Genomic DNA, 11,609 nt, shown 5'->3' on the forward strand with positions numbered 1-11,609 from the left:
CGGCGCTCAGACGCTCTGCGCGAGGAGCTCGTCCTCGGTCTGGCCGCGCACGATCATTCGGGCGGCTCCCCCGCTCACGGCCACCACCGGCGGTCGTGGAACGTAGTTGTAGGTGCTCGATAGCGACCAGCAGTACGCACCGGTCGCCGCAACGGCGAGCAGGTCTCCCGGCACGACATCTCCGGGCAGCAAGTCGCGCTGCACCACGATGTCCCCGGATTCGCAGTGCTTGCCGACCACGCGCACGAGCGCCGGCTCGGCGTCACTCGTGCGGTTCGCGATCCGAACGTGGTAGTCGGCTCCGTAGAGCGCCGGCCGAGCGTTGTCGCTCATGCCGCCGTCCACGCTCACATATAGGCGCTCGGCGAACCCCAGGTCCGCAGGGTCGACACCGGCGTCACTTCCCGCGAGCGCGACGGGTTTCGTCGTGCCCACGGTGTACAGCGTGATTCCTGCCTGGCCGATGATGGTGCGGCCGGGCTCGAAAGCGAGTTTCGGCACCTGCAGGCCGAGTGCCGCGCAGGTCTCCGAGACGAGGTCGGCGAGTTCCCGCGCGATGTCGTCGACATCTGGCAGGTCATCGGCCTCGGACGGGGTGTAGGCGATCCCGAATCCCCCGCCGAGATTCAATTCGGGCACTGGAGCACCGGTCAATTCGGCCAGCTCCTGGTAGACGCCGAGCAAGCGTCTGGCGGATTCCCGGAATCCGTCAGTGGCGAAGATCTGGGAGCCGATGTGGCAGTGCAGCCCGACGAAGTCGAGGTGGGCATGCGTCAGGATCGCCGAGACGAGCCGTGGTGCGGCGTCGAGCGGTTGTCCGAACTTCTGATCCTCGTGCGAGGTCGCGAGGAAGTCGTGCGTCGATGCGTGGACACCGCTGTTCACGCGCAGGCTCACCCGCTGCCGCACGCCCGCGGCTGCAGCCGCGTCCGCGACGCGCTGGATTTCGATCTCGCTGTCCAGCACGATGGTGCCGACGCCCGCCGCGACCGCTCGCTCGATCTCGGAGATCGACTTGTTGTTACCGTGGAATCCGATGTGGGCCGGGTCGACGCCGGCCGCGAGTGCCACCGCGAGTTCGCCTCCGCTGGCGACGTCGACTGACAATCCCTCCTCGACCATCCACTGGGCGACGGCGACGCAGAGGAACGCCTTGCCCGCGTAGTAGACCGTGGCCTCCGTGCCGATCCGCGTCGCCTCTCGCTGCAGCGCGTCCCGCACCTGGCGGGCCCGCTCCCGCGCGGCGTCCTCGTCGATAATGTAGAGCGGACTGCCGAAGCGCTCGACCAGTTCGTTCGCATCCACGCTCGCGACCTGCAGGTTACCGCCGGAACCACGCCGCGCCGACGGCGGGAAGACGCGCGGGTCGACGGCGTTGAGCGCCTCGGTCATCGGTGCTCCTCGGGGTCTCTGCTGATGCGTGCTGGCGTGCGGGGTGATGCACGGGGAGCAGATAGCTCGCCCGGCATGACCGTCCCAGCTTAACCGAAGCGCATGCGGCGATCCGCTTGTGTGACAGAGGTCACTCGCAGACGCCGGGCTCCTGATCACTCGGGTCGGAGAGAATGCCTGGCGAGAGATCGGCCTGCAGCGTCGCGCTCCCCGTCGTCGAGAGATCGATACCGGTCAGCGTGATCCCGCGAGGCAGCTCGTCCGAGATGCAGACGGTGTGCGTTTCGAGGAGGTCGCCGAGCACCGGAGCGGCCGCCGCCGAGATCTGCTCCGAGCTGAGATCAAGACCCGAGGCGCTCACCTGCGTCGGGGTGACCTGCACATCGCCGCCAGAGACTCCGAGTTCGAGGCCCAGCGACACGGGCACCGTGAACCCGAGGAGCGTCACGTCGCGCCCCACCACGAGTTCGCCATCGCGCACCTCGCCCGTTTCAGCGATGCCGCGAGTGACCGCGCTGACGACGCCGGGCAGCTGGTCCCCCGTCACCGTGAGCGCTCCGGTGCCTCCGCGGAGGTCTCCCGACGTCGGATCGAACGGCGCTGAGTCCGCATGCAGCTTCGCGTTCACGACGATGCCGCCAGGCAACGGCAGATCGTCCACTCCGATGGTCACGTCGCCGACCCGGCCCGTGATCGCGTGGAGGAGGGCGGACCCGCCGAGCTCGACGTCCACCGGATGATCCTCGCTCAGACCGACCTGCTCGCGGACCGCGTTCGCAATGACGTTCGGAATGATGAGTCGCAGGGCCACTTCAGCGGCGCCTGCGAGCACCGCCACTGCGACGACGACGCCGAGGATCCTGACGAGCGCCCGCACGGGTCAGAGCCGTTCCGGAGCCGTGACGCCGATGAGATCGAGTCCGTTGCGCAGCACCTGGCCGGCAGCATCGTTGAGCCAGAGACGCGTGCGGTGCAGGTCCCCGATCGGCTCTTCACCCATGGGCAGCACGCGGCAGTTGTCGTACCAGCGGTGGAACGAGGCGGCGAGTTCCTCCAGGTATCGCGTGACGCGATGCGGTTCGCGGAGCTCTGCGGCGCCCGCGACGATGCCGGGGTACTGCTGCAGCTTGCCGAGGAGGTCGGTCTCGGTCGGGTGCGTCAGGAGGCTCGGCTCGAAGCTCGAACGGTCGACCCCGGCCGACGCTGCATTCCGATCGACGGCGCAGGTGCGGGCGTGCGCGTACTGCACGTAGAAAACGGGGTTGTCATTCGTGCGGCTCCGCAGCTTCTCACCGTCAAGCGCGAGCGGCGAATCGGCCGGGTACCTGGCGAGCCAGTAGCGCAGGGCGTCGGATCCCAGCCACTCGAGCAGGTCATCGAGCTCGATGATGTTCCCGGCACGCTTGGAGAGCCGCGCACCGTTCAGATTCACCAGCTGACCGATGAGCACCGTGACATCGGTCTCGATGTTGTCTCCCGCTGCACCGGCGATCGCCGTAAGGCGCCCGATGTAGCCGTGGTGATCGGCGCCGAGCAGGTAGATCTTCTCGCCGAAGCCGCGATCCATCTTCGACAGGTAGTACGCGGCATCAGCAGCGAAGTAGGTGTAGATGCCGTTCCCGCGGGTGAACACGCGATCCTTGTCGTCGCCGAAGTCGGTCGTGCGCACCCAGATGGCGCCGTCCTCCTCAAAGACATGGCCCTGCTCGCGCAGACGATCGATCGCCGCCTCGATCGGGCTCGGCTCGCCGTTCTCACCCGGTGCGTGCAGGGTGCGCTCCGAGAAGAACACGTCGAAGTGCACGTTGAAGCGCTCGAGCGAGTCCTTGATCTCAGCGAGCTGCAGCTGGTACGCCAGCTCCTGAGCCTGCTCGAGAGCCGCCTCGCGGTCCTGGTCCGCGAGTTCGGAGAGGTTCGGGATCTGCTCGCGCACCCGTGCTCCGAGCTCTTGGATGTACTCGCCGGGATACGCGTCCTCGGGCGCGGGCTCGCCCAGCGCGGCCGCCAGCACCGAGCGGCCGAACTTGTTCATCTGCGCGCCGGCGTCATTGATGTAGTACTCGCTCGTCACCTCGGCGCCCGCCGCGCGCAGTACGCGAGCGGTCGAATCGCCGAGGGCCGCCCACCTCGTGTGGCCCATGTGCAGAGGCCCGGTCGGGTTCGCGCTGACGAACTCCATGTTGATGACCTGCCCCGCGAGCGCGTCGCCGTGGCCGTACGCAACGCCCTGTTCGACCACACGACGGGCCGTTTCGCCTGCGCTCGCAGCGTCGAGCGTGAGATTGATGAAGCCCGGACCCGCGATCTCTGCACTGGCGATGCCCTCGATCTCCGCCGCGCGGCGCGTGATCTGTTCCGCCAGCTCCCGCGGGGGCATCCCGAGGCGCTTGGCGAACTTCATCGCGGCGTTCGACGCCCAGTCCCCGTGAGCGCGGTTCTTCGGACGCTCGACCTGGGTGTCCTGCTCGGTCACGACGATGTCGGTCTCGCCCTGCACCGCATCATCCGATCGCCCGCGTCGCTCCTCGACGATGTCAGTCAGGATGCGGGCGAGTGCGAGTGAGAGTTCTTGGGGAGTCACCCGGTACATTCTAGTGACCGCGTGCGCACCGCTCCTGACCACCGCGGTCACGTGACCGTCCGATGTGCGCTAGGCTGGTCTGGTTGCAGTACTCGCCTCCGTAGCTCAGGGGATAGAGCGCCGGTTTCCGGTACCGTAGGTCGGGAGTTCGAATCTCTCCGGGGGCACGAGCAACACTCAGCGGGAGTCAGGCCATCGGCCTGGCTCCCGCTCCTGGTTTCCGGGCGGCTGAGTTGTGCACAGTCACGAGCCCAGACGACTTATCCACGGTTTCCCTCACCAGCGGCAGTAACGCCTCTTGCATGTGGCCAACCCCGCTAAAGTGTGAAGCACACACCGAGCAGAGCAGGAGGCCGCAACGATGTCCGTAGATGCAGCCACGATGATCGTCAGCGCCGGGGGCCTACTGGTCACCCTGGGTGCGGCGTTGATCGCGGGCTTCGCGTGGGTGATCAAGCGCATCGACGGGGTCGAATACCGGCTGACCGGCCGAATTGACGACGTCGAGCAGAAACTCACCGACCGCCTCGATAGCGTCGACCAGAAACTCACCGACCGCCTCGATAGCGTCGACCAGAAACTCACCGACCGCATCGATAGCGTCGACCAGAAACTCACCGACCGCATCGACGGGATCAGTGGAGAGCTCACCGAAGTTCGGATCACGGTCGCGCGCCTCGAGGAGGGACCACCGCGACACCTCATCCTCAGCCGGTGACCCCGAGGCGATCGACTCCTACGCTAGGAGGGTGATCGCGAGCGCCTCCCCACTGTGCCGCAACACCCGCGACGACCACCACGGCGATCCCGACCCCCTGGAGGAACGTCGGCGACTGACTCAGCAGCAGCAGGCCAGCCACCAGTCCGAACGCCGGCTCGATGGCGAGCAGCGTCCCGAAGGCCGAGTGAGTCATGCGGCGAAGCGCAAGCATCTCGAGACCGAACGACACCACGGGGGTGATGAGCGCGATCCCGGCGGCCATGGCGAGAACCCACCAGGAGAACGCGCCGTGGACCACCTGGGGCACACCCCAAGGAAGGGTCAGCACCGCGCCGATCGGAATCGTGAGCGCGAGCCCGCTGATCCCCGAGAACCGGTCGCCGACGCGCTGCGTGAAGACGTTGTACATCGCCCAGCAGACCGCCGCAGCCAGGGCGAATCCGACCCCGACAATATCGATGCTTCCGCGCCAGGGCTCCGTGAGCAGCACGACGCCGAAGAGCGCGAGCACCGGCCAGACGAGCGCTCGTCGGTGACGGCTCGCGACCGCCGCTACCGTCAGCGGCCCGAGGAACTCGATCGCGACCGCCGTTCCGAGCGGGATGCGCTCGACGGCCGCGAGGAAGAGCGTGGTCATCCCGCCCGTGGCGGCCCCGAGCACGATGAGGTTCGGCACGTCGCGGAGTCGAATCGTTCCGAGAGCCGGGCGCGCGACGATCCACAGGAACACCGCGCCGAAGCACATTCTGAGCCACGCCGTGCCGGCGGGCCCGACCTGCTCGATCACACCGACCGACAGCGCATTGGACACCTGAATCAACAGCATCGCCACGACGGCCATCGACCACGGAGGGATCCCTGTCGTCGTCCGCTGCATACGCATGAGTGCATCATACTGCACCCATGAGGCATTCACACCCGCCTCCGCACCTGCAGCATTCGGTAGAGTGGCGAGCATGGCACCTCGCTCCTCCGAACCGGTGATCGACTGCGCGGATCAGCCGGTCCCCGTTGACTTCTGGTGGGCAGCGTTCGCTCCCCGGCCGCGGGCGAGCTGACGAGTGGGATCGACACCCGACGGTTCAGCGGGGTGGGGTGGCCACCGCCGCGGCTCAAGCGCCTACCGTCGCATCCTCATCGCACTGCTCGGGGCCGGGATCGCGACATTCGCACAGCTGTACTCACCGCAGGGAATCCTCCCCCTCATCGCCTCTGAACTCGATGTCGACCCCTCCCGAGCGAGCCTGTCGATCTCGGCGGCGACGACCGGCCTCGCCGTTTCCGTGCTGCCCTGGTCCCTCGTCGCCGACCGCATCGGTCGGGTCAGAGCGATGCGAATCGCACTCGTCTCCGCCACGATCCTCGGACTGTGCATGCCCTGGTGCCCCTGGTTCGACCTCCTGCTGGTGGTCCGCACTCTCGAAGGAGTGGCGCTCGGAGGGATCCCCGGTGTGGCGGTCACCTACCTGAGCGAGGAGATCAACCGCAAGCACGCCGCGGTCGCCGCCGGCACCTACGTCGCGGGAACCACCATCGGCGGTCTCGCCGGTCGGCTCATCGCCGCTCCGATCGCGGACGCCACCGATTGGCGGATCGGCGCATTCGCGGTCGCCGTTCTCGCCGCCGTGGCCACCGCCGTGTTCTTCCTCATCACCCCGCGCCCCCAGGGGTTCCAGCCGCACGCGGCATCCGTGACATCGGTGCTCCGCATCGCCGGTCGACAGATGCGCAACCCCCGCCTCGTCGTCCTGTACGCCCAGGGTTTCCTGCTCATGGGCGGGTTCGTCGCAGCCTACAACTACCTCACGTTCCGACTTGAAGCCGCCCCGTTCTTCATTCCGGTCGGGCTCGCCAGCCTGCTCTTCCTGGCGTATCTCGCCGGTACGGTGTCTTCGAGAGTCGTCGGCGGGCTCGTCGACCGGCACGGCCGGAAGCGCCTGCTCCTCGTCTCCACCGCGATCATGATCGCGGGTACCCTTCTCACGCTCTCGGAATCCCTCGTCATCGTCGTCCTGGGGCTGGTAGTGCTGACCGGAGGGTTCTTCGGCGCGCACTCGGTCGCTTCTGGCTGGGCAGGAGCCCGAGCCGAGCACGGCAGATCACAGTCCGCCTCGCTCTACAACCTCTGGTATTACGTCGGCTCCAGCGTCTTCGGCTTTCTCGGTGGCATCGCGTGGTCGCACTTCGGCTGGCCCGGCGTCGTCGCGATGGTCAGCGGGCTCGCGCTGATCGCCGCGATCTGGGCGGCGTGCACTTCGGACGAGACGAAACAGGGGAACCTCGCATGACACCCACTCCGGACTCCACCGAGCCGCACGCCGAGCCGGATCACGAGCATTCGCCAGGGCGACGATCGCTCGTCCTGACCTCGGTGAGCGCTGCGGCGCTCTTCCTCCTGCTCAGGGTGCTCGCCGTGGCGGAGTGGAACTGGGACACCGCGTTCGCCATCACCCACACCGTGAACTTCGATGACGCGATCGGCATCGTGCTCGGCACGCTGATGGCAAACGAAGCCGCGACGGGTGTACTGCTGATCCTGCTGCTTCCGGCCTCGGTCATCTTCGCCGTCTGGCCGCTCGATGGTGGACGACGAACCGCAAGCGCATATCTGCTCGCTGCCACCATGGTGGCAGCATCAGGCGCTCTGATCTCGACCGCCCACGCGTGGTGGGTGCTCGCAGGCGCGTCCACCGTCGCGGTCGTCCTGATCCTCGCGCGGCTGTTCTGGCACCACGGCCCGGTGCACCGGGTCGTCCGCTTCGCGTCCCGCCGCATCGGCGCGATCGCGGTCCTTGCCGCGCTGCTCCTCGCCGCAGTCGTCCGCACACCCTGGGTGCCGCTCGAGCACATCGAGATCGGCGATGAGCGTGTGACCGGCTACGTGATGTCGAGCGAACCGGGGTTCCTGAAGATTCTGCCCGCCGACGATCGCGAACTGATGATTGTCGCGGATACCGCGGTCACCCACCGCGAGGAAGCCGCTGCGGCGCACTGATCGTTGCCAGCCGACAGGCCGCAGAAGCTCCTTGCGCGTGTCAGTGGTCGGCGGGAGGATGGGCGCATGAGCGATACCCACGAGCACACCGGCCACCCGACCATGCTGGCGATTCGTCAGGAAGAGTTCGGCGGGCCGGAAGTCCTTCGGGAGGTACGCGTTCCGCGACCGGAGCCGGGCATCAGTGAAATCCTGGTGCGCGTGCTCGCGGCGGGCGTGAATCCGACCGACTGGAAGCATCGGGCAGGACGAGGTTTCCTGGGGGATCCGCCGTACACGCTCGGCTGGGACGTATCGGGTGAGGTCGTCGCCGTCGGGTTGGGCGTCACGACCGTCACACCCGGCGACGAAGTCTTCGGAATGCTGCCCTACCCGCACGGGGCGGGATCGCACGCCGAGTACGTTGTCGGACCGGCCAGGGCGTTCGCCCCGAAGCCGTCCGCGGTCGACCACGTACAGGCGGGTGCGATTCCGCTCGCGGCACTCACCGCGTGGCAGGCCCTCGTCGACACTGCGCAGATCTCGGAGGGGGACCGCGTCCTCATCCACGCTGCCGCCGGCGGAGTCGGGCACCTGGCGGTGCAGATCGCGAAGGCGCGCGGGGCGTATGTCATCGGGACGGCAAGTTCACCCAAACACGATTTCGTGCGCGGCCTGGGCGCCGACGAAATGGTCGATTATCGCGAGGTCGATTTCGTCGACGCCGTCGACCCCGTCGATGTGGTCCTCGACACGATCGGAGGCGACTATCAGCTCCGATCCCTGCGGACCCTGCGCCCGGGCGGCACGCTCGTCTCCACGCTTCCGCGCCCGGCTGAGGGTCTGCAAGAGGAAGCGGAACGACTTGGCGTACGCGCCGCCCTGATCCTGGTCGAGGCGGATCACGCGGGGATGCTCGCAGTCGCGAACCTCGTCGAGACCGGCAGATTGCAGGCGACGATCGCCGAGACGTTCCCGCTTCGGGACGCCGCGCGCGCTCACGAAGCCGGGGACACGGGCCGCACGAGCGGCAAGCTCGTACTGGTCCCTAACGAGAACCGGTGAAGCATCTCAGAGGTTGAGTGCGGCGAACGAGCGCAGCCGGACGGACTCGGGTCTCGCAGCCGCCAATGATGCGACGAATGCTCCCCCACCTGCGACGTCGTTCATCGCCGCGACGGCGAGGCCGTCAGAAACCTGCTCCGGAGCTTCAAGGAGCGGGCGCCAACCGAGACTGGAGTCCGGCAGACTGCTGGCTGACGACATGTGCAGCACTGTGCGTCTGCCGCTACGCTCGGCGATACGGACCGCAGTGGGGTCGGCGAGCAGCCCGATTCCCGAGGCCTTCAGCGCGGCCTCCTTGTCGGCCCATCGCTGCAGACGGGAATGCGCGCCAAGACCATGAGCGGCGAAGTGCTCGCGTTCGGCTGGATGGAGCACAGCGGCATCGAAACCGGTCCAGGTCGAGGGACGCACGACCTCGATATCGGCACCCACCGTTGCCCGCTCCGTCGCCACCGCGGCCATGACCCAGACGCCAGAAGTCGCGCTGGACATCGATACCGATGGATAGCGGGGCTGACCGTGCGACTCGCCGCAGCTCGTGCACGCTCGACGTACGCGCAGATCGGGCAGATCGCGCCAGGTTCGGCCGAGCCTGTCGAGCAGCAGCGCCCTGAGCGCGAGGCGTCCGGCGAGCGTGCGTCGACGATCGCTGGGAAAACGCCGAGCACTGACTGCTGCTCGATCATCACTCTCGAGCAGTCTGCGAAAGGCGGTGAGGTCGCCGGTGCGCCGCGATGAAGGTTGGTCCGAGAACAGTGCTGCGAGCTCGGATGCGGCGTTGAGTACCGACTCCACCCGATCGATCACCACATCGATCATCGGCGGCTGATGCGCCGATACTGCTGCACGGCGAGCGGTGCGAACACCCCGATAATGGCGAGGCAGCAGAGCACGGAGTAGAGCAGTGCGTGGTCTGCCGGCCAACCGCCAGCCGCCGTGAACCCGGCCGGCGACTCGTTTCCGAATCCCTGCCTGACCGCCGTCGCGACGGCGGTCACCGGGTTCCACTCCGCGACCACTCGCAGAGGTCCCGGCAGCATGTCGGCCGACACGAATGCGCCGGAGATGAAGCACACCGGAAACAGCCAGAGGAGTCCCACGCTCTGCGCGACCTCCACGCTCCGAGCCGACATCGCGATGAACGCGCCGATCCAGGACGTGGCGAACGCGAACAGGAGCAGCAGACCTGCGGCGGCGACTGCCGGGGCGATGCCATTGTGCACCCGCCAGCCGATCAGCAGACCGCACCCGATGATGACGAGCACCGAAATGGTGCTCGTGACGAGGTCTGAGAGCGTTCGGCCCAGGATGACTCCGATCCTCGACATCGGAAGCGCCCTGAAACGGTCGATGAGGCCGGTTTGCAGGTCTTTCGCGAGATACACGGCGGTGAAGGACGAGTTGAACACGAGCGTTTGGGCAAGGATGCCGCCGATCAGGAACTCGCGATAGGCGTCGCCTCCGAGCGCCCCACCAAAGACGAATGCGAGGATCAGTACGAAGATGATGGGTTGCGCGACACCGGTCACCAGGGCACCAGGTGTTCGCCGCACACCCGCCAGGTTGCGGCGGGCGATCACGCCACCGTCGCGGACCGCTGTCAGCGCGCTCACCCGTTCACCTCGGCCGCAACGAACTCCGCCGTTTCGTCGGCCTCGTCGGTACTACGGGTTCCGGTCAACCGAAGGAAGACATCATCGAGAGTCGGCTGTCTCAGCGCCGTCTCGAGCACCTCGATCCGTTCAGCCGCAAGCGCCTCAACGACGCCGCGCAGACTCGTGAGTCCTTCCGGAGCAGCGGCTCGGATGGTGCGGGAGCGCGCGTCATAGACCGATCCTGGGATGACACCATCGATGACGCGACTGGCGGCAACGGCGTCCGAGTCCGCCTGGAGTCTGACCTCGATCCTGCTGCCTCCGGCACGCGCCTTCAGCTCCGCCGCAGTCCCTTCAGCCACGATGCGACCGGCGTCGATGACGGCGATCGAATCAGCCAATTCGTCGGCCTCTTCGAGATACTGCGTGGTGAGGAGCACCGTGGTCCCTCCCCGAGTCAGCGTATCGACGGCGTTCCAAGTATCTCGACGGCCGCGAGGGTCGAGACCGGTCGTCGGTTCGTCGAGAATGACGACCGGTGGGCGCGCGACGATAGCGCCCGCCAGGTCGAGTCGCCTGCGCATTCCACCCGAGTACGCGCCAGCTCGTTTGCCCCGTGGCACATCGTCGAGACGGAACTCGCGGAGCAGCTCGCTCGCGCGTTCGCGAGCCGCGCGCCTCCGCATGCCGTAGAGTTCCCCCACTAACACGAGGTTCTCGAAACCCGTCAACCGTTCGTCAACAGCCGCGTACTGGCCAGACAGGCCGAGGCTGCGGCGTACACGGTCGCCGTGCTTCCTGACTGAGTGCCCCGCGACAAATGCGTCACCCTCATCGGGGTCGAGGAGAGTGGTGAGCACACGCACGGTGGTCGTCTTCCCCGCACCATTCGGTCCGAGTAAGCCTTGAACGGAGCCTTGAGGCACCTCCAGATCTACGCCGGCGAGCGCCTCGTGACTGCCGAATCGCTTGCGCACTCCGCGGATGGAGATCACGAAGCAACTCGGTCGCAGGGCGCGATCGGTGTGATGTCGCGCCAATGCTCGGTCACGTAATCGACGCACTCCTGACGATCAGCAGGTCCGTGGACCACGACCCATCCGCTCGGAACGTCTGCGAAGTCCGGCCACAGCGAGTGCTGGTTGGCCTCGTTCACGAGTACGCGAAACACGCCTGCTGGATTGTCGAAGGGATTGGTCACGGTTCCTCCTCCTGTGAGCCGCTCGAACGGCGAAGTCGTTGCTTCCAGTTGTTCGGAACCAAATGCGAAGCGGTTCGGTC

At 67.1% G+C, this 11,609-nt stretch carries 12 protein-coding genes and 1 tRNA gene; 5 read left to right on the forward strand and 8 right to left on the reverse strand.

Going from position 1 to position 11,609, the window contains the following annotated elements; all coding sequences use genetic code 11:
* Window positions 1–6: 6 nt before the first annotated feature.
* The 3 genes from lysA to argS all read right to left on the reverse strand — a co-directional run bounded on the left by lysA (window position 7) and on the right by argS (window position 3,973).
* Window positions 7–1,392, reverse strand: a complete 1,386-nt coding sequence (lysA, locus tag K8P10_RS12130) for a diaminopimelate decarboxylase (protein WP_224779163.1) — start codon at window positions 1,390–1,392, stop codon at window positions 7–9.
* Between the two features lie 130 nt (window positions 1,393–1,522).
* Window positions 1,523–2,269: an LmeA family phospholipid-binding protein gene (locus K8P10_RS12135; RefSeq protein ID WP_224779164.1), complete on the reverse strand. Its 747-nt coding sequence runs from the start codon at window positions 2,267–2,269 to the stop codon at window positions 1,523–1,525.
* Between the two features lie 3 nt (window positions 2,270–2,272).
* Window positions 2,273–3,973: an arginine--tRNA ligase gene (gene argS, locus K8P10_RS12140; RefSeq protein WP_224779165.1), complete on the reverse strand. Its 1,701-nt coding sequence runs from the start codon at window positions 3,971–3,973 to the stop codon at window positions 2,273–2,275.
* 94 nt (window positions 3,974–4,067) lie between these two features.
* Here argS and K8P10_RS12145 point away from each other — a divergent pair.
* Window positions 4,068–4,140 (forward strand) — tRNA-Arg (locus K8P10_RS12145).
* Window positions 4,141–4,334: 194 nt separating this feature from the next.
* Entirely contained in the window at window positions 4,335–4,691 is a 357-nt protein-coding gene (locus K8P10_RS12150; protein WP_224779166.1) for an apolipoprotein A1/A4/E family protein, read from the forward strand.
* Here the strand turns inward: K8P10_RS12150 and K8P10_RS12155 are convergent.
* A complete protein-coding gene (locus K8P10_RS12155) occupies window positions 4,681–5,577 on the reverse strand; it encodes a DMT family transporter (RefSeq protein ID WP_224779167.1) in 897 nt (298 codons plus the stop codon). The two genes, K8P10_RS12150 and K8P10_RS12155, sit on opposite strands and share 11 nt — an antisense overlap.
* 178 nt (window positions 5,578–5,755) lie before the next feature.
* Here K8P10_RS12155 and K8P10_RS12160 point away from each other — a divergent pair, with 178 nt between their 5' ends.
* The 3 genes from K8P10_RS12160 to K8P10_RS12170 all read left to right on the forward strand — a co-directional run bounded on the left by K8P10_RS12160 (window position 5,756) and on the right by K8P10_RS12170 (window position 8,733).
* Entirely contained in the window at window positions 5,756–6,982 is a 1,227-nt protein-coding gene (locus K8P10_RS12160) for an MFS transporter (protein ID WP_224779168.1), read from the forward strand.
* Window positions 6,979–7,689: a hypothetical protein gene (locus K8P10_RS12165; protein ID WP_224779169.1), complete on the forward strand. Its 711-nt coding sequence runs from the start codon at window positions 6,979–6,981 to the stop codon at window positions 7,687–7,689. The genes K8P10_RS12160 and K8P10_RS12165 overlap by 4 nt, the downstream gene beginning before the upstream one ends.
* Window positions 7,690–7,755: 66 nt before the next feature.
* Window positions 7,756–8,733, forward strand: a complete 978-nt coding sequence (locus K8P10_RS12170) for an NADP-dependent oxidoreductase (RefSeq protein ID WP_224779170.1) — start codon at window positions 7,756–7,758, stop codon at window positions 8,731–8,733.
* 6 nt (window positions 8,734–8,739) lie between these two features.
* On the opposite strand, the gene K8P10_RS12175 is transcribed toward K8P10_RS12170, so the two are convergent.
* The 4 genes from K8P10_RS12175 to K8P10_RS12190 are packed head-to-tail and all read right to left on the reverse strand — an operon-like array spanning window position 8,740 to window position 11,529.
* Window positions 8,740–9,552 (reverse strand): 4'-phosphopantetheinyl transferase superfamily protein, encoded by an 813-nt coding sequence (locus tag K8P10_RS12175; protein ID WP_224779171.1) that lies wholly within the window; start codon window positions 9,550–9,552, stop codon window positions 8,740–8,742.
* Window positions 9,549–10,346, reverse strand: a complete 798-nt coding sequence (locus K8P10_RS12180; RefSeq protein WP_224779172.1) for an ABC transporter permease — start codon at window positions 10,344–10,346, stop codon at window positions 9,549–9,551. Before K8P10_RS12180 ends, K8P10_RS12175 begins: the two co-directional genes overlap by 4 nt.
* Complete coding sequence (locus tag K8P10_RS12185; RefSeq protein WP_224779173.1) at window positions 10,343–11,323, reverse strand: ATP-binding cassette domain-containing protein; 981 nt, start codon at window positions 11,321–11,323, stop codon at window positions 10,343–10,345. Before K8P10_RS12185 ends, K8P10_RS12180 begins: the two co-directional genes overlap by 4 nt.
* Window positions 11,320–11,529 (reverse strand): MbtH family protein, encoded by a 210-nt coding sequence (locus K8P10_RS12190; RefSeq protein ID WP_224779174.1) that lies wholly within the window; start codon window positions 11,527–11,529, stop codon window positions 11,320–11,322. The genes K8P10_RS12185 and K8P10_RS12190 overlap by 4 nt, the downstream gene beginning before the upstream one ends.
* Between the last annotated feature and the right edge of the window lie 80 nt (window positions 11,530–11,609).

The sequence above is a fragment of the Leucobacter sp. Psy1 genome (genome assembly GCF_020096995.1).
Classification (GTDB): Bacteria; Actinomycetota; Actinomycetes; order Actinomycetales; family Microbacteriaceae; genus Leucobacter.

Coding starts and splice junctions, on each gene's coding strand:
- lysA (WP_224779163.1), bottom strand. CDS start 1,392: ATGACCGAGGCGCTCAACGCCGTCGACCCGCGCGTCTTCCCGCCGTCG.
- K8P10_RS12150 (WP_224779166.1), top strand. CDS start 4,335: ATGTCCGTAGATGCAGCCACGATGATCGTCAGCGCCGGGGGCCTACTG.
- K8P10_RS12155 (WP_224779167.1), bottom strand. CDS start 5,577: ATGCGTATGCAGCGGACGACGACAGGGATCCCTCCGTGGTCGATGGCC.
- K8P10_RS12165 (WP_224779169.1), top strand. CDS start 6,979: ATGACACCCACTCCGGACTCCACCGAGCCGCACGCCGAGCCGGATCAC.
- K8P10_RS12170 (WP_224779170.1), top strand. CDS start 7,756: ATGAGCGATACCCACGAGCACACCGGCCACCCGACCATGCTGGCGATT.
- K8P10_RS12175 (WP_224779171.1), bottom strand. CDS start 9,552: ATGATCGATGTGGTGATCGATCGGGTGGAGTCGGTACTCAACGCCGCA.